This window comes from Nostoc sp. ATCC 53789 (assembly GCF_009873495.1).
Taxonomy (GTDB): Bacteria; Cyanobacteriota; Cyanobacteriia; order Cyanobacteriales; family Nostocaceae; genus Nostoc; species Nostoc muscorum_A.
Map to the genome: position 1 here is coordinate 2495145 of NZ_CP046703.1, position 18243 is coordinate 2513387.

An 18243-nucleotide genomic window follows, 5' to 3' on the forward strand; every position below is an offset into this window, starting at 1 on the left:
AGATGATCGGGGATAAGTTTTGGACAATTTCTAATTTTTAATAAGCAAATAATAGTCCATTCTTACCTGCCAACTATCCACTTATTATCCATAACAAACTTTGAGGTTAATCAAATGACATTTTTGTATAGCAACAGCCATGAAAATGAGCATCTTATATCTGAAGTAGAAAATTTGAATGGGAACGCTAATATAGCAAATATTGCTAGTAATGAAATATCTTTATTAAATGCCATCGCTCAGGAATTTAAAACTTGGCGGCGACAGTTGCAAGACATCGCAACTCATCTGCGCCAAGCTCCAGACATTGATACACTACTCAAAATTACTGTAGCCCAAATTAGAGAAAAAATTGGCTGCGATCGCGCCTTAATCTATCAGTTCACTTCCCTTGATTCAGGTAATGTTTTAGCAGAATCTCGAACATTAGGTTGGACACCGACTCTAGGCGAAAATATTCCTGGAATTATTTTTGGTTTATATACTAACCAAGACTATATCGAACCTGTAGTTATTGATGATATCAATCAGATTCAACTTACCCCTTATCAAAAGCAACTACTAGATAAATTTCAAATCAAAGCTAGTTTGAGTTTACCGATAGTAGTAGAAGGTAAAGTATGGGGATTGCTGGCAGTAAATAATTGCTATTCAACGCGGCAGTGGCAAGAAATAGAAATTAGTCTGCTATCTCAAGTTACAACAGAACTGCTCTACAAATTGCAGAGTTTTGAATTCAAAAGAGAAGAAGAACAGCGAATACTAGCAAAAAAATCTGTAGCTAAAGTCATCGACAAAATTCTGCGGGCATCAAATGTCGATAAGATTTTTCAAACAACCACTCAAGAAGTACGTCAATTACTAAAATGCGATCGCGTCGGTGTCTATCGCTTTAAACCTGACTGGAGTGGCGAGTTTGTCGCTGAGTCAGTTGGTAATGGCTGGATAAAGATGGTCAGCCCTGATTTTTATATGGTCTGGGAAGATAGCCACTTGCAAGACACCCAGGGAGGACGTTATGCCAAGGGTGAAAGCTTTGTCGTCAAAGACATCTATAAAATGGGTCATGCTCAATGCCACATTGAGATTTTAGAGCAGTATGAAATGAAGGCTTACATCATTGCACCCATATTTTCTGGAGAGAAATTATGGGGCTTGCTGGCAGCTTATCAAAATTCTGGGCCTCGTGATTGGCAACCTTGGGAAGAAAGCTTTGTAACCCAAATTGGACTGCAATTTGGTGTGGCTATCTCGCAAGGCGAATATCTCGAACAAATGCATAAGAAATCTGAACAACTAGCTCAAATAGTTGAACAAGAAAAAGCTTTTACTAAGATAGTAGGGCGCATCCGGCAATCTTTAGATGTAGATAGCATCTTCAAAACAACTACTCAAGAAGTGCGTCAATCATTACGATGCGATCGCGTCGCCGTCTATCGCTTTAACCCTGAGTGGGGCGGTGAATTTGTGGCTGAGTCTGTGGGTACTGGTTGGACAAAACTGGTAGGCCCTGATATTAAAACCGTTTTAGACGATACTTACTTGCAAGATACTAAGGGAGGTAGGTATGTCAAAGGTGAAAACTTTATCGTTAACGATATCTATGAAGTAGGGCTTGCTCCCTGCCATATTGAGATTTTAGAGCAGTTTGAAGCCAGGGCTTACATAATTGTTCCTATATTCTTTGGGGATAAATTGTGGGGTTTGCTGGCAGCTTATCAAAATTCTAGCCCCCGTGAATGGCAAACCTGGGAAGTGAATTTTTTGGTTCAGACTAGCTTGCAATTTAGCCTAGCTAAATCACAGATAGATTATTTAGAATTAGTTCGGTTGAAATCTGAAAAGTTAGCTCAGATAGCGGAACAAGAGAAAGCTGTTACCAAGATCAGTAACCGTATCCGGCAATCTTCAGATGTAGAAGAAATCTTTAAAACAACCACTCAAGAAGTAAGGCAATTACTGCGATGCGATCGCGTCGCAGTCTATCGTTTCAACCCTAACTGGACTGGCGAATTTGTAGCGGAATCAGTAGGCCATAATTGGGTAAAACTGGTAGCTCCCGATATCAAAACTGTCTGGGAAGATACCCACTTGCAAGAAACTCAGGGAGGTCGATATAGCCAAGATGAAAGCTTTGTTGTAAATGACATCTATCAGGTAGGTCATTCTCCTTGCCACATTGAAATTTTAGAGCAATTTGAAGTCAAAGCTTATGTAATTGTTCCTGTATTTGCTGGGGAGCAATTGTGGGGTTTGCTGGCAGCTTATCAAAATTCTGGAACTCGTGATTGGGAAGAATCAGAAGTCACGTTGTTAGCACGCATTGGGAACCAATTAGGACTGGCATTACAACATACCGAATATTTGCAGCAGGTACAAGCACAGTCAGCAAAATTAGCAGAAGCAGCCGCACGAGAAAAGGCAGCCAAGGAGTTACTACAACAACGATCTATTCAACTCTTAACAGCCCTTAGACCCGCCCTTAACGGTGACTTAACAGTACGCGCACCCATTACAGAAGACGAACTAGGCACGATCGCTGATGCTTACAATAATACCCTGCAAGCGCTGCGGCAAATAGTTCTTCAAGTACAAGGGGCTGCTCAACAAGTTGCTCAAACTTCTACCAAAAGCGAAGCTTCACTGACGGGACTGACTAATCTGGCACAACAACAATCTGAGGAAATTACCGCAGCATTAGGCGAAATTCAACAGATGGTGGACTCTACTCAAGCTGTGGTGGCGAATGCCGAATTAGTGCAAGTTGCGGTGCAACAAGCCAATGAAACTGTAGAGTCTGGCGATACAGCGATGAATCTGACTGTACAAGCAATCCAAGGAATTCGTGAAACCGTTGCTCAAACCAGCAAAAAGATTAAACGCCTCAGTGAATCTTCGCAAAAAATCTCTAAAGTGGTGAATTTGATTGGTAATTTTGCCACACAGACAAACGTACTGGCTCTGAATGCGGCTATTGAAGCTACCCGTGCCGGTGAATATGGCAAAGGCTTCGCAGTTGTAGCCGATGAAGTCCGTTCTTTATCTCGCCAGTCAGCAGCAGCAACCATCGAAATAGAAAAATTAGTCCAGGATATTCAAGCAGAAACCGGGGAAGTTGCAGTAGCAATGGAAATTGGTATTCAGCAGGTAGTAGAAGGCACAAATCTTGTCAGTGACACTCGCCAAAACTTGAATGCGATCGTTTCTGCAACTGCCGAAATTAGTCAGCTAATCGAGCGAATTACCGCAGCGACTCAAAAACAAATGACCCAATCTGTAACAGTCACAAAATCAATGCAAGATGTAGCAGAAATTGCTAATAAAACTTTTGCTGAATCTCAAGAAATTGCGGCTGTGTTTCAAGATTTATCAGGGATGGCGCAAGAGCTATTAACAACTGCTAGCAAGTTTAAAGTCAAATAAATTTTAGATTTTAGATTTTGGATTATGAATGAGGAGGATTTTAAGCGGGGAATAAAGCAACTAGGATTGCGAGTAATCCGTTTAGTAGAAGCCCTTCGATAGAGCTGAACGGCAGAGCAGCTAATCCGTTCAGCAACATTTAGCTTGTTGTGGGAAGTCAACTGCGGATGTCATTGCTAAACTCAGCTTGGTAGAGGAAGAAAGCGATGAAAGTCTTTATTGGATGGAACTTATTGTTGAGGTTGGTTTATTACTGCTAGAAAAAGTGAGCGATTTGATGTCAGGAAATGCTGAAATTCTGACATCAAATTGCATCAATTAAAACTTTACATAACAAATCAAAAATCTAAAATTTAAAATCAAAAATATGATTACAGATAACGAAATTCGCGAACAAGGATACATCTACTTTCTAGCTGAAGCTCCAGAATTAGTACAGATTATTGAACAAGAACTATTTAGCTTATCGGAAGGTTATAGCACTGCTAAAGTCCATAATTTAATGCGGGCTACTCATACACTTAAAGGTGGTGCTGCTAATGTTGGGCTAGAAGTTATTAAGATAATAGCCCATTTTTTGGAAGATGTATTTAAGGCTTTATATAACCCAAATGTAGTAATTGATGCTGAACTACAAACACTTTTATTACAAGCCTATGAGTGTCTTAGCATAGCATTAAATACTGAGCTAATAGGCAGCACTGTGAATGATGAAGAACTAATAAATCGAGCAACTTCAGTGTTTTCACAGTTACAAGAAAAGCTAGGTGATGCGTTTGGTGATGAGGCTCATATTCCCACTTCTGAGGAATTGGGATTTGATATTGTCCAGTCAGTTTTTGAGGTGGGAGTAGAGCAACGTCTAAACAGTATTGCTGAAGCTGTTAACAATCCACCAAATAATAACGAATTTATTGAATTATTACAGTCCCAAGCTGAGGTATTTTTCGGTTTAGCAGAATCTCTAAATTTGCCTGGATTGGGAGAAATTTCTCAAACAATTTTATCAGCACTGCAAGCAAATCCCACTCAGGTACAGCAAATCGCTGAAATTGCCCTTGCAGATTTACAACAAGCACAAAAGTTGGTATTAGAAGGTGATCGTACATCTGGTGGAGAAACTTCTCTAGCTTTGCGAAAACTCACGCTAGTCGCAAATAATGAGTTATCTGAAAAATTACGAAATAATTCATCTGCTGAAATCTTTGTTATCAATGAAGAGCAATTTTACCAGTTTCTTACTACATCTGACAATAATAAAAATGAATCTGTAAATACAACAACTGCCAAGTTTTATATAAAAGTAATTCGCTACATTTTGGGTTGGTTTAATCACGAGATAGAAATACCAGAAGCAGAGCTTAATTTAGATTTACTTGTTCCCAGGTTAGGAAGAGAAAATCTACTTGATTATATTGAAAATTGGCTGAGAAAGTTTCTTGATTTTGTTCAAGATGAACAAGATAGCCAAAGTCTTTGTATTTATAGACATGGGATAATTTTAATCATCCTATTTGCCGTCACAAAGTTTCAGAATTTTGTTAATAAATCTGACGGCTATATCTCAGTCATTAAAATATTACAAAATCGAATTCATAGATTAGCAGAAGAGTATAAAAACTATCCTCCTGTTACTACCGAAGAAAAAAATTGGCTTGATATTTCCAAACTGCAAACGCTGTTAGTTTTTAAAGAAATATCTAAATCTGTATCTTCTCAAACTACTGATAATTTTCTAGAGACAATATGGGGGGGAGAAGTTAGCCAAAACCTGACAGAGCCAGTGGTGACAACTCTAAATGATGATTATTCAGAAAAAGTTGATTCATTAAGTCTAAATGAGCAGGTAGCTATAGGAGTTACTGAAACAGCCATTGAAGTTATGCCTGATTTAGCTACACAGCTCAACAAAGAAATAGAAGATAAATCACAGTATGTTCAAACTAAAAACTTTCGTCAACCTTCATTTATTCGAGTAGATACAGAAAGACTGCAACACCTCAATTATTTAGCTGGAGAATTACTGATTCATCAAAAAAGACGTACTTTGCAAGATGAACAAGTTAAAGAAATAATTGATCAATTAATACGGCAAATTACTAGACACCAAAAAACTTTAAATGAATTACGCGATCTCCCATTACAAATACCAAATAGTACCTCACAACAAACGCAAAATTTTGCGGTGAAATTTGACTCTTTAGAAATGGATGTATATACAGAATTTCATACAACATTGCATGAAGCAATAGAAGAAATACTGCAACTACAAGAAACCACAGAATCTCTTGAATTGCTCGTGACGCAAGCTGCTCAAATTAGTGACAAACAAGAGAATTTAACTCTTAATATTATAGAGAGCTTAGTAGAAGCACGAATGTTGCCTTTGGGCAATATTCTAAATCGTTTCCCCCAGATGGTAAATAAGTTGGGGAATGTTTATGCCAAACTTGTAGAATTGAAACTTACTGGTACTGAGGTACTAGTAGATAAAGCGATCGCAGAAAAACTCTACGATCCGTTATTACATTTAGTACGGAATGCTTTTGACCACGGGATTGAAGCTTCACAACTTCGCCGAGAGCTTGGGAAACCAGAAAAAGGATTAATCGAAATTCGCGCTTATCACCAGGGTAGCCACACTATTATCGAAGTTCGGGATGATGGTCAGGGATTGAATTTAGACAGAATTCGCACAAAAGCTGCTGAATTATATCCCATACAAACTGAAGAAAAAATTAGAAGCTATGCTTCTAATCTGGCAGAACCTGAACTTTTAGACATGATATTTTCACCTGGATTTTCTACTGCCGGTAAAGTGACTGAAATCTCTGGGCGCGGTATGGGGTTAGATATTGTGCGGACTCAGATGAACGCACTTAATGGCTCAATTTCAGTTCAATCCTTACCCAACCAAGGAACAATATTCATACTCAAAATTCCTTTTTCTATGACTACAGAAAAATTAATGCTAGTTCAAGCCAAAGGTGTTATTTATGCCCTTCTTTCGGACAGTATCCAAAAAATATTGATTCCCTCCGAGCAGCAAATTAAAGAAATTGAAGGTCAAAAAGTCTTGCATTGGAACACAGACAATGATGAGACTATGGTCAGCCTCCGTCACCTTTCAAAATTGATTAATTATAATGATTCATTCTTGAATACTGCTGTTACATACAACACATCAAATACTGACGACCCAAGCATAGCGAAAAATCCAGTGCTTTTGCTCCGACGAAATCAGGGAATGTTTGCTTTGGAAGTTGACCAAATAATTGGTGAACAAGAACTGGTCATCAGACCTTTAGGAAATGCGATCGCACCGCCAAAATACGTTTATGGTTGTAGTAGTTTACCCAATGGTAATCTCATCTTAGTGATTGATGCTTCATTGCTGGTCAAATCTAGCGAGATCCAACAAACAACACTTGATATCATGGCGTTACCAGTAGCTTCTCCCTCAAATAAAAAAGCCTTGGCGATATCGGGAGACACTTTTGCATCTACACCATTACTTACTGCATCTACTTCCATAAAAACGATAGAAACTCAACCCAGTTATTCTCAAAAGCCAGATCATAAATCACCAAAAGTTGTTTTAGTAGTAGATGACGCAATTAGTTTGCGCCAAACTATCTCTCTCACTCTACAAAAATCGGGCTATCAAGTAATACAAGCTCAAAATGGTGTAGAAGCTCTAGAAAAGTTGCAGTTACATCCAGAAATTCAAGTTGTCGTCTCCGATTTAGAGATGCCACGAATGAATGGTTTTGAGTTGTTGGGCAATTTCCGTCAATACCCCAAATTAGCAAAAATCCCTGTGGTGATTCTCACTTCTCGCAGCTCTGAAAAGCATCGCCAACTTGCTCAAGAATTAGGTGCAAAAGCTTACTTAACTAAGCCTTATTTAGAAAATGAATTTCTTTCTACAATTAAGGGGTTAATTAACAGTAATGCAGATGATCTAAATGATTTGCTCATGGTGGTAAATCATTAAAAATTCGTAATTCGTAATTACGGATTACCAGGTAGATTCTTTGGATCTATACCTATAGAACGTAAATACTGCGCTAATTGTTCAGCTCTTTGCCGCTCTTCTTCAGCCCGCGATCGCTCCTGTTGTGCTTGTTCTGCATCTGTCAAATAGCGGTTTCCTTGCTCATCATACCAACATAAAAACTGCTGTTGTATGCCGGCAATTACAGCCTGGTGTCGCCCAATACCTAACCCCACTTCTGGCATAAAAAAAGGCTCACCTATTTGTAGCTGGTAGCTTCCATCTATCAATTTATACACTTCAAAAGGTTGATGTTGGTCACGTCGCCAAAACTCAGGGTTATAAATTACGTAGTACAATACACCAAGTTTTTTATATATATCTAGCTTCTCGTCATATTCACCTCCTGGGGTATGGGATACCATTTCTAATGTGAATATCGGAACTACCCCATTTTCTTCCCAAACAGCGTAACTTTTGCGTGATTTACCACCCTTTTTCCGTTCTACTCCCACACTTAAAAAAGCATCCGGCACTACAGGTACTCTAGGATTTACGCCTGTGGTGTGATACAGTCCCATGTCTACTCCGAAGTACCAATCCAGGCGATTTGCCCAAATGGAGTTGAGTAAGAAGAGTAAAATATTTGGCAAAAAATTTTGATCCTCGTTATCCACTGGCGTATCGTCTGAACAGGGAAGTTCATCAGTCGTTGGTAACGCATTTTTGAGATCAGGTGAGAGCATAACCGTTGTCTCGCTGGCGTTTGATGCCCTTATTATAAATGAGCGACCAAAAGTTTAGCGTTTGGGTGCAGGTTCGCCAAACTTAATTAAAAGTGCGATCGCAATACTAACAAGCAAAATTAACGTCATACTTAAAGCGGAACCAAATCCCCAATTTTGGGTTGCTCCCAAAAACTGGTTATAAACTAACCGCGCTGCCGTCATACTAGAAGCACCACCAAGTAATTCTGGATCGACAAAATCCCCCAAGCCTGTAATGAATACAAGCATTGAAGCAGCCGTAATTCCAGGCAGAATTTGCGGTACCGTTACCTGGAAAAAAGTTTCCATCGGATTTGCACCTAAATCAGCCGCCGCTTCTAACAACCGCTTGTCTAGCTTTTCGAGAGAAGCATATAAAATCAAAACCATATAGGGTAACAAGCTGTAACTCATACCAATAAATACAGCTTGACTCTGGTTAAGTAATTGCAAAGTAGGCAAGCCCAAAGTGCTGAGTAAACTGTTCAACAATCCAGTAGGACGAAGAATTGTAATCCAAGCATAAGAGCGAAGTAACGAGGAAGTCCACAAAGGCAAAACAAAGCCTAATAGCAGCAAATTACGCCAACGTAGCGGCGCTATTTGAGCAATCCAATAGGCAACGGGGAAGCCTAAAATTAAACAAATTATTGTAGTGCCCAACGCAAAAAATAGCGATCGCACAATTACTTGTAAGTAAAGGGGGTCAAATATTCGGATGTAGTTTTGGAATCCGTTGGGATTAACCAAATCTCCCGGTCGAATGTCTGCAACTAAACTTAACTCGAAAATTATCAAAGCTGGCAGCACCAACAAAAGTAATAACCAAATCCCCGATGGTGCAAGTAATATCAAAGGTTGCAGCCAATTTCCTCGCAGGCGAGGCAATTTTTCTATTTGGGAAATTCCATTTTTTTCAATATTCATTACTTATAAATCTAACTCCTAACTATTTTAACTGCTAGTTAATTGAGTCCAATAGCGATCGTAAACCTCTTCAAAGTCTCCTACAGGAGTAACACGTTCACAGTTTGCTAAAAGTGATTCTGCGGGAAATAAATTAGCATTGTCTTGGATTGTTTTTGGCAATTGCTCAAATCCAGCCCTATTAGGCGTAGAAATACTCAAGCGTTGACTGATTTGGGCTGCTAATTCTGGTTGCAAAATCATGTTGATCCAAGCATAAGCTCCAGCTAAATTAGGGGCTGTTTTCGGAATAACAATAGTGTCTGTCCATAATGAAGAACCACTGCGAGGAATCACATATTTGAGTTTAGGGTTTTCTTGAGCAATTTTTACTGCGTCTGCTGAATAGCACATTGCTAATAGCAAATCTCCTGCCAGAATTTGATTTTGCCAAGCGTCAGTGTCAAAACGTGCAATCGCAGGTTTTAGCACCTTCAACTTTTCATAAGCTTGTTTGATTTCTTGTTCGTTTTTGGAGTTGTAAGAATAACCTAGCATCCGTAAGGTCGCACCCATAACTTCTCGAACATCATTAAGCAAGGTCATCCGTTGATTAAGTTCTTCTTGGTTCTGCCAAAGGTAATCCCAGTCTTGTGGTGCATCTTTGATTTTTTCGGAATTGTAAAGCAAACCTGTTGTCCCCCAGTTAAAAGGGATGCTATATCGGTTATTGGGGTCATAGCTAGGATTCTGAAATCGGGGGAATAAATTCTCTAAACCGATTAAGCGATCGTGATTTATCTCTGTTAACAAACCTTTGTTTACCATCTTCTGCACCATGTAATCAGATGGGTTGATGATGCTGTAAATGCCACCACCTCCAGCTTGCAACTTGGCCAGCATGACATCATTGGAATCATACACATCCGCTAGCACTTTCATACCAGTTTGGGTGCTAAAAGTTCTCAGTAATTGGTTGTCAGTATATTGTGTCCAGGTAAAGACATAAAGTTGGTCACGTTGACCATTCGTATTAGAATTAGCACGGACTTCAGCCAGTCTCCAGCCACAACCAGCTAAAGATAAGCTAGAAAGTGCTGCTACCCCTTTTAAAAATCGCCGTCTGTTAGCCATTAAGTTAGAAGTTATTCATCGACAACTTCTAGATTACGGTATACTTTGTATTCCCTGGCCTAATTTTCTGGCATCAATGTATCATTCTTCACTTTAGAGCTTAGTTAATTTATAATAGTTTTCTTCACTCAATGAGATCCCTGCATGGAAGGAATTTTTTATCATACGGGTATCAGTAGGACAAGAAACCAGAATTTTTTGCAGATGGAATTATGTAGATTTTGAATATATAGCTTAAACTAGTAGGTTTATCATCATATTTCTTATAGCTTCAATCAATCGGCTGTTATGCTCTTCCCAAGAAAGCCAAACAAGTTTGTAGAGAATTGCGGCACAAAGTATTTAAATATGTTGTTAAACATTTGTAAACTGTTAGCAGCCGAGTAGCCGCGTGTCACATCTTGTTAAGGAATTATCATGAGACAACTTGTTATCGTTGAGCGCGTATGCCTGATTGGTCATATCGTGTCAAAAGCCTTCGGACTGGTAGGGATGCTACTGGTCATACCTAATGCCGACATAATTTTCAACTTATCGCAGGTTGGAGAAACTGCCGTACAGTTAAGTATGGCAGGCGGCGGTGTAGTTGATATCATTTTGGGGACAATAGCTGTCTCTATTTATGCCTACCGGACGCTGGGATTGGGAACTTGGCTAGCATTTATGCTGCCGGCTATGCTTATCTCTTTGGGAAGTGAACTACTGGGAACCAGCACAGGTTTTCCATTTGGAGATTATAGCTACTTGAGTGGCTTGGGTTATAAGATTGCAGGGCTAGTTCCTTTCACAATCCCTTTGTCTTGGTTCTATGTTGGACTGTCGTCTTATTTAATTGCGAGAACTGGTTTGAAAGTGGCTCAAAAGCCCAGTTGGGGTCGCCATATTGCGGCTATAGCTGTTGGTGCTTTACTCTTCACTTGCTGGGATTTTGCCCTTGAGCCAGCTATGAGTCAAACTTCTCTGCCTTTTTGGTATTGGGAACAACCAGGAGCTTTCTTTGGCACACCTTACCAGAACTATGCAGGTTGGTTTGGCACTAGCGCCCTGTTTATGAGTGTGGCAGGCTTGTTGTGGAGAAACACATCGATTAAATTAGAGCGATCGCAACTTAATCTACCCTTGGTCGTTTATTTGACTAACTTTGCCTTCGCCGCCGGACTAAGTTTGGCTGCTGGGTTCTCTATCCCTGTATTGCTCGGTTTATTGCTTGGTGTGGTTCCCGCCGTGGCTCTGTGGTTAAGGAGTTCAACCACACCCGCTCAAGTTGCTGTTGAACCAGTAAGCAAAGAAGTATCAGTAGCAAAGGTTGAAGTTGCTTTAAAATAGCCTAGAAATTGCGGAGTGGGGAATGGAGAATAGGGAATAGAGTAACAGGGATTAGCAATTCCCAATTCCCAATTCCCAATTCCCAATTCCCAATGCCCATTTATTTTGTATAGTCGCACTTTTAATTGATAAGTATTTTGACAACAGTAGACAACGCTTTAATAGTAGAAAGTGCCATATCCTTTTTATTGCTACTTATTCAAGTACCAGCGACGGCGATTCTGTTTTCGCGCTTGTTAAAGGGGCCAAGAAGGCTGCCACCAATAAAACCGCAACAGCCAACGCCAGAGCTTTTAGGTAAGGTTAGTGTCGTAGTTCCCACACTGAACGAAGCGCTTCGCATTAGCCCTCTGTTAGCTGGTTTAAGTCAGCAAAGCTACGAAGTTCGGGAAATTCTTGTTGTCGATAGCAACTCTAGTGATGGTACACCCGACTTAGTAAAAGCCACACAGCAAAAAGATCCGCGCTTTCGCGTGATGACAGATGATCCTTTACCTTCTGGTTGGGTGGGGCGGCCTTGGGCGTTGCATAACGGTTTTCTATATAGCTCTGAGGGTAGTCAGTGGTTTTTGGGGCTGGATGCTGATATTCAACCACATCCTGGTTTAGTTGCGGGTTTAGTGAAGACGGCCGAAGCACAAGGCTATGACTTAGTTTCCCTTTCGCCCCAGTTTATTCTCAAATATCCAGGGGAATGCTGGCTACAACCAGCTTTGTTGATGACTCTGCTTTACCGATTTGACCCTGCTGGGATCAATGCAGAGCAGCCTGAACGGGTGATGGCAAATGGGCAGTGTTTTTTGTGTCGTCGCTCCGTTTTAGCTGCTGTGGGTGGTTACAGCAGTGCGAGTAGTTCTTTTTGTGATGATGTCACCTTGGCACGAAATATTGCGACTCTTGGGTATAAAGTGGGCTTTTTAGATGGCGCAAAGGTGCTGAAAGTACGAATGTATGAGGGGGCGATAGAGACGTGGAAAGAATGGGGGCGGAGTCTAGACCTTAAAGATGCAACTTCTCGTTCTCAGTTGTGGGGAGATTTATGGCTACTCACATCTGTTCAAGGTCTACCCCTTTTAATTGTCCTCAGTTTTTTATTGATTTCTCCCTCACTCTCGTACTCGTTAGAGATGCAATTAATCGCGTCTCTACCCACTCCCCTTCTTCTTCTGCTGGGACTGAATTTATTCTTGGTAGTGATTCGCTTTGCGATGCTAATTGCGATCGCACCTTCCTACGATCGCAAAAGTGCTAAAGGCGCCTGGTTATTCTGGCTTTCCCCTTTAGCCGATCCCCTAGCTGTGCTGCGAATCTTCTTATCTGCGTTCCACAAGCCACGCGAGTGGCGAGGACGCAAATATATATAGAACCCATTTGACATCTTATGAGGTTTTGAATTAAGGTACTCCTCAGCATCAAAAATCCAATACTAATGGCGTATTCCAGCAACCTCACTGATGCAGAATGGGAAATTTTTGAACCCTTATTGCAAGAGATATTACCGACTAAGAAGCAGACTCGACCGACCAACTGGCCAAAGCGAGATATCTTCAATGGAATTCTCTATCAACTAAAAAATGGATGCAATTGGCAAGACTTACCTAAAGACTTCCCGCCTTATTCCACCGTATATTGGCACTACAAACAGTGGCGAGCAGCAGGGGTATTTGAGGAACTGATGAGTGTATTACATGGACAAGTCCGTGAACAGGTAAAAAAAAACCGCACTGGACGACGTTGATCATCATTGACTCCCAAGCAGTGAAAAATACCTGTAATGCCAGTGTGGAGTCGAAAGGTTTTTGTTTCTACAAAGCCACCAACGGTATTAAAAGGCATTTGGCTATTGACACCCTTGGGTTTCCCTTCTTTACGCACTGTACTCGCGCCAATGTCTCGGATGATGCCGGATTAATTGAGATGTTTACTCTCAACATCGACTACTTCAAGTCAAAACCTATCGATATTCCCAAGATCACTATCCTGCTAGATCATGGGTATCACCCAGAATACTTGACTCAGGAGTTAGAGCAGATTTACCCAGAGATCATGACCAAAATTCAGTTTCAACTTTCTACGAAACCCTCAAAACAAGAGAAAGCGGCACAAGAAAAATCTGGATTTGTTCCGGCAATAGCCAGATGGGTAATTGAACGCTCCAATGCTTGGATGGAGCGCTGTAAAATTCTGGTTAAGAACTTTGAACGAACCCTCGTTAGTGCCACTGCCAAACTCAATCTCTGTTTCATCAGGCTAATGATTAAGAGGCTTGCAGCACCTTCTTAGATGTCAAATGGGTTCTATAGTGGGGAATTGGGAATTGGGAAGAGGACTTGGGGATAAGGAGAATTGGGGACAAGGGGAAAGACTTGTTTCAAGTTCTCACCTCTTTTCCCCTTGTCCCCTTGTCCCCCTTGCCTCCCCTGCCCATTCCTACTCCTCTTCACCTCCTACTTGATCCCCGCGTTCCAGTTCCCAAAGAATTTGATTTCCTTCACGGCGTACCCGTGACACTATCCAGTTTCGCCAGCGCCATTGATCTCCCCGACTGGTAACAGCGCTGGCGTGGACATCCATCAAGTCTGCTAACTCAGAACTGGTGATTAAGTAGCCTTTTTCTGAAATTTCGTCAGCGATACGCAGAGTTTCGACCAAGCTGCGGAGTTGCGAAACCCTCATTTCTGCCGGTTTTTCATCGATAGTGGCCGCAGTAGGCCCAGTTGATGGTTCCATAACGGTTATTTCTAGTGCAGAAGTACTGATTTCTTGGTGACTTTGGTTAATTATTCGAGACTTTTTTTCATAATCAGCTACTTTTGCTACATTTAGTTCATTTGTGGAAGGTAAAGATTTATAAAAATTTGTAGAAGTAAATTGTTGTAGCGAAGGAATTTTGCCACTAGCATAAGTGCGAGCGATCGCATCACAACGTTCGTTACCTATGTTACCAGAATGTCCCCTGACGTGTTGCCATTTTACCTGTTGGGTATTGAGTTCATCAAGAGTTTCTAAAAGCTCTTGGTTTTGGACGGGTTTACCATCTGATTTTTTCCAGCCTTTCTTTTTCCAGCCTTTCACCCACTTGGTAACGCAGTTAATCAGGTATTCGCTATCGGTATGAAGGGTGATTGGTTGGGCTTGTTGAGATGTTTGCAGGAATTGGAGGGCTGCGATCGCAGCTTGCATTTCCATTTTATTATTGGTGGTATGAGGCGATGCATCGCCCATTTCGTGGATTGAGCCATCGCTAAAGTAGACGACAACTCCCCAACCACCAGGGCCAGGGTTCCCGGTGCAAGCACCATCGGTGTATATACTTTGGATTGTGGGTTGATTGGACATGGTTTAGGATATCGAACCGCAAAGGACGCAAAGCCAAGAGTGATTAGCGGCGAATTTTTGTAAAGAATATCCAGGTTATTATACTGGTTAGTATTCCAGTAACAATGCTTCACAAAAAGGCTGTTGTGACGAAAAATGATTTTTTGCTATTGGGTGGGTATTGAGCAGTTAAAACTGAAGATGCGATTTGGTTGGTTGCTAGTGCGATCGCTGTGCTACTGATAAAGTTTTCTAAGTTGCGATCGCTTTTTATGTTGTAGATGGTCAATAGTACCTTGGATTCTACTATGGTTTTACTCTGTGTAAATTACTAAAATTTGTCTTCCCATCATGGTTAATGCCACTCCAATCATCACAATGAGTGTCACCTTTCCACCAGGAACGAGTAGTTGATTTGTACTATCTGAGTTTTCTTGTTCTTGACGTTGCTTCCAACTCATTAACGCCGGAATAATTCCACCCAGAACTGAGATACTGAACGTTCCAGTGTAATCTAGAGCAGTAAAAAAGATGCTGGGATTGAGCGTTCCGAGAGTCATCGGCGGGAAAAGAACTAGTGAATAGAGGGGGAAACGGTTAGAAAGCTTGCTCTGTGCAAGAAAAATATCTCCGAACAAATCCAGCAATCCGTATACAAATCCAATGAATGATGTGACGATCGCAAACTCTGAAAAAATAGATACTAAAACTCCTAACCATTCTCCCGCACCGCCTGCTCGGAGAATTTGCAGTGGGTCAAAAACAGTTCTACCATCAGATGTGTCATATCGCATATCAGGACTGACGCTTCCTAAAATTACGGCATTCCACGCCAAGAACATAATTAGAGGAATCACAGAACCAATTAAGATAGACTGACGAATTTTGCCGGCATCCCCTTCGAGTTGCGTCACAACTAACGGCACAACGTTTTGGAAAAATAGCGCCACAGACATCACTGAAATAGCACTACCAAGGGCACTCCAGTTCTGAAATAAGAGTTGGGCACTCTGAATGTGCCTTCCTGCGAAAAACAATAATCCCAAAAAAGACACGATGACAATTCCGACAAAGGCACTGTTTAATTTCTCAATAAACTTTTCTCGCCCAAGATACATAATGCCACCAAATAACAGCGTGAAAGTCGTCGTGCCCATCCACGTTGGTAATATCTGCACACTCCAGATTTTTGCTGCCGCATATCCTAAAATCTCTCCACCTTGGGTAATGTATGCCACCAAGAGAGCATAATGCATAAATAAATATGCACCGCCAGCCATTTTCGCTCCCAGCTTACCAAGGATTTTCTCAACAACTCCCAAAAAACCTATGCTTACACGCCCTTCTGTTCGCATCGTGTTTAAGGTAACTTCTGCAACCAATAACCCTGAAACTAAAGCGTAGAGCCAAACAGCAATCAGTCCAGATGTGGATGGTATAATACCAGACGGCAGAGTAACGGCTGGTAAGGCGAGAATTCCAGCCCCAACAGTGGTTCCCGCAATCAATGCAGTACTCCCCAATACACTACCCGGTTGATGATTAAGCTTTTTTCCATCAAATTCAAGATGAGAAAACAACCGAGTGACTTGCTCTGAATCTTTGAGAACAGTCTCTATGGGAAGCATACTGAATACCCGTACATAAACCCGATTAACAATACTAACATCTGGAAATATTCTTCGCAAAAACACTGATGTTTCTATTTTTGCAAAGAAATTTTAGCGAAAAATAAGCGATCGCCATTTCATCGTTAACAAATTTTTTTGAGCAGGAGTGTAATTTGTAGTACTTGAAAAAAGCAGGTTAAAAGGCTATTTCATAATCAATTTGATTCTCAAAATAAAACTACCTCTAGCTTTCGCTTGAGCTATCGGAATTTAAGGGCAAAATTACTGTAAATGTAGTACCCACTCCAATTTGACTTGTAACACTAATTTGACCCCTGTGAGCATCAACGCACCTTTTAACGATTACTAAACCTAACCCAGTACCCTTAATTGATTGGACATTTGAGCCTCGGTAAAATGATTCAAAAAGTCTAGCTTGATCTGCTTCTGGAATGCCCATACCTTGATCTTGAATATAAAAAATTGCTACCTTCTCAATTGGATCACATATTAAGTTAAACTCAATCTTGCCACCTCTTGGAGAATATTTAATCGCGTTTGAGAGGAGATTCCCGAACATATAATTTAATAGTCCTTCATCCATTACAGCTTCAGTGCGATCGCTATGACAGGTAAAAACAACTTCACACTCGCTACTTTCAACAATAGAAAAATCTTTGATTAACTCTAGACAGAATTGCTCTAAGTTAAGTGGAGCAGGGTTATATACAAGTTTTTTTGCCTCCGCTCGACCCACAAACAGCACTTCTTCCATGAGTTTTTCCATAGACTGCACAGCACCTTGAATTCGCTTTAAATAAATTCCTCTTTTTACATCTGTCAAATTTGCTCCTTTCATCTCTATAAGCTCTACTGCCGTTTGAATAACAGTCAGAGGATTACGGAACTCATGAGATACGGTAGAGATAAATAAGGACTTGAGACGGTTAAGTTCTTGCTCCTTTTCTAATGCTTTCTCTAGTACTTTTGTTTGACGGCGATCGCTAAGATCCCAGAAAACAACTACTACACCATTTATTTTATCTGCCCCTCCCTTCAGTGGTGAAGCACTATCACCAATTGGAACTCTTTTTCCATCTCTTCTAATCAGAGATGTAAATTCCTCTAAATAAACAACCTGCTGCTCCCGCAGTACTTTTGTCACTGGGTTTTCTAATATAGTATCTGTGGTTTCATCGACAATATGAAAAATATTCGCTGCCTCATTTCCTAAAGCATCTTTTTGCTGCCAGCCAGTGAGTGCCTCAGCTGCGGGATTCATAAATGTCACATTTCCCTGCTCATTTGTAGCGATTACAGCATCGCTTATTGAGTTTAAAAGGGTTGCCAACTGATCTCGATTTTGCCGTAGTTCACGCTCTAACTGGTGTTTTAAAAGACCGATTTCAATTGCTATCTTTAAATCTTTTGTAGTAAATGGTTTAACAATGTATCCAAAAGGTTGGGTAATTTTCGCTCTTTCTAAAGTATTATTATCACCATAAGCAGTTAAAAATATTACAGGTACGTCTAACTGCTCGCGAATATGGCTGGCAGTAGCAATACCATCCATTTCACCTTTAAGAATAATATCCATTAAGACTAACTCTGGTTGAGTTTCCAATGCCTTAGCAATGGCAACTTTTCCAGACGAAGCTGTTCCCGTAACAACATAACCTAGTTGACTGAGTTGGCTAGAAATAGCTCTAGCCACAATCACTTCATCTTCAACAACTAAAATCCTAGCTTGACCCATTTGATA

Annotated in this window: 13 protein-coding genes; 6 read left to right on the plus strand and 7 right to left on the minus strand. The window is 40.7% G+C overall.

The window, feature by feature from the left end; all coding sequences use genetic code 11:
* The first annotated feature begins 114 nt into the window (after window positions 1–114).
* Both GJB62_RS10280 and GJB62_RS10285 read left to right on the plus strand, forming a co-directional pair.
* Window positions 115–3423: a GAF domain-containing protein gene (locus GJB62_RS10280; protein WP_114084069.1), complete on the plus strand. Its 3309-nt coding sequence runs from the start codon at window positions 115–117 to the stop codon at window positions 3421–3423.
* A 367-nt stretch (window positions 3424–3790) separates the two neighbouring features.
* Entirely contained in the window at window positions 3791–7420 is a 3630-nt protein-coding gene (locus tag GJB62_RS10285) for a hybrid sensor histidine kinase/response regulator (protein WP_114084068.1), read from the plus strand.
* A gap of 17 nt (window positions 7421–7437) precedes the next feature.
* Here GJB62_RS10285 and GJB62_RS10290 read toward each other — a convergent pair whose 3' ends face one another.
* Genes GJB62_RS10290 through GJB62_RS10300 form a run of 3 tightly spaced genes read right to left on the minus strand, consistent with a single transcriptional unit; the run spans window position 7438 to window position 10227 of the window.
* A complete protein-coding gene (locus GJB62_RS10290) occupies window positions 7438–8166 on the minus strand; it encodes a Uma2 family endonuclease (protein WP_114084067.1) in 729 nt (242 codons plus the stop codon).
* A gap of 54 nt (window positions 8167–8220) precedes the next feature.
* Window positions 8221–9114 (minus strand): ABC transporter permease, encoded by an 894-nt coding sequence (locus tag GJB62_RS10295; RefSeq protein WP_114084066.1) that lies wholly within the window; start codon window positions 9112–9114, stop codon window positions 8221–8223.
* Window positions 9115–9141: 27 nt separating this feature from the next.
* Window positions 9142–10227 carry a spermidine/putrescine ABC transporter substrate-binding protein gene (locus GJB62_RS10300; protein ID WP_114084065.1) on the minus strand — a complete coding sequence of 362 codons (1086 nt, stop codon included), beginning with the start codon at window positions 10225–10227 and terminating at the stop codon, window positions 9142–9144.
* Window positions 10228–10644: 417 nt separating this feature from the next.
* Between GJB62_RS10300 and cruF the strand changes: the two genes are divergently transcribed.
* From cruF to GJB62_RS10320, 4 genes are all read left to right on the plus strand, one after another.
* Complete coding sequence (cruF, locus tag GJB62_RS10305; protein WP_114084064.1) at window positions 10645–11553, plus strand: gamma-carotene 1'-hydroxylase CruF; 909 nt, start codon at window positions 10645–10647, stop codon at window positions 11551–11553.
* Window positions 11554–11681: 128 nt separating this feature from the next.
* Window positions 11682–12917 (plus strand): 2'-O-glycosyltransferase CruG, encoded by a 1236-nt coding sequence (cruG, locus tag GJB62_RS10310; RefSeq protein ID WP_245246182.1) that lies wholly within the window; start codon window positions 11682–11684, stop codon window positions 12915–12917.
* Between the two features lie 65 nt (window positions 12918–12982).
* Window positions 12983–13291, plus strand: a complete 309-nt coding sequence (locus GJB62_RS10315) for a transposase (protein ID WP_114081800.1) — start codon at window positions 12983–12985, stop codon at window positions 13289–13291.
* Window positions 13288–13836, plus strand: coding sequence for a transposase (locus tag GJB62_RS10320; protein WP_114081801.1), 549 nt, complete (start codon window positions 13288–13290; stop codon window positions 13834–13836). The genes GJB62_RS10315 and GJB62_RS10320 overlap by 4 nt, the downstream gene beginning before the upstream one ends.
* 147 nt (window positions 13837–13983) lie before the next feature.
* On the opposite strand, the gene rnhA is transcribed toward GJB62_RS10320, so the two are convergent.
* The 4 genes from rnhA to GJB62_RS10340 form a co-directional block, all read right to left on the minus strand.
* On the minus strand, window positions 13984–14892 hold the full coding sequence (gene rnhA / locus GJB62_RS10325) for a ribonuclease HI (protein WP_114083824.1): 909 nt from the start codon (window positions 14890–14892) through the stop codon (window positions 13984–13986).
* Window positions 14893–15001: 109 nt separating this feature from the next.
* Window positions 15002–15160, minus strand: a complete 159-nt coding sequence (locus GJB62_RS10330) for a hypothetical protein (protein WP_159402493.1) — start codon at window positions 15158–15160, stop codon at window positions 15002–15004.
* A gap of 25 nt (window positions 15161–15185) precedes the next feature.
* Complete coding sequence (locus GJB62_RS10335; protein ID WP_181852895.1) at window positions 15186–16499, minus strand: aromatic amino acid transport family protein; 1314 nt, start codon at window positions 16497–16499, stop codon at window positions 15186–15188.
* A 226-nt stretch (window positions 16500–16725) separates the two neighbouring features.
* The gene (locus tag GJB62_RS10340) at window positions 16726–18237 is read right to left on the minus strand and encodes an ATP-binding protein (RefSeq protein WP_114083823.1); all 1512 of its coding nucleotides are present in this window, start codon (window positions 18235–18237) and stop codon (window positions 16726–16728) included.
* Window positions 18238–18243: the final 6 nt, after the last annotated feature.

Coding starts and splice junctions, on each gene's coding strand:
- GJB62_RS10280 (WP_114084069.1), top strand. CDS start 115: ATGACATTTTTGTATAGCAACAGCCATGAAAATGAGCATCTTATATCT.
- GJB62_RS10285 (WP_114084068.1), top strand. CDS start 3,791: ATGATTACAGATAACGAAATTCGCGAACAAGGATACATCTACTTTCTA.
- GJB62_RS10290 (WP_114084067.1), bottom strand. CDS start 8,166: ATGCTCTCACCTGATCTCAAAAATGCGTTACCAACGACTGATGAACTT.
- GJB62_RS10295 (WP_114084066.1), bottom strand. CDS start 9,114: ATGAATATTGAAAAAAATGGAATTTCCCAAATAGAAAAATTGCCTCGC.
- GJB62_RS10300 (WP_114084065.1), bottom strand. CDS start 10,227: ATGGCTAACAGACGGCGATTTTTAAAAGGGGTAGCAGCACTTTCTAGC.
- cruF (WP_114084064.1), top strand. CDS start 10,645: ATGAGACAACTTGTTATCGTTGAGCGCGTATGCCTGATTGGTCATATC.
- GJB62_RS10315 (WP_114081800.1), top strand. CDS start 12,983: ATGGCGTATTCCAGCAACCTCACTGATGCAGAATGGGAAATTTTTGAA.
- rnhA (WP_114083824.1), bottom strand. CDS start 14,892: ATGTCCAATCAACCCACAATCCAAAGTATATACACCGATGGTGCTTGC.
- GJB62_RS10335 (WP_181852895.1), bottom strand. CDS start 16,499: ATGCTTCCCATAGAGACTGTTCTCAAAGATTCAGAGCAAGTCACTCGG.
- GJB62_RS10340 (WP_114083823.1), bottom strand. CDS start 18,237: ATGGGTCAAGCTAGGATTTTAGTTGTTGAAGATGAAGTGATTGTGGCT.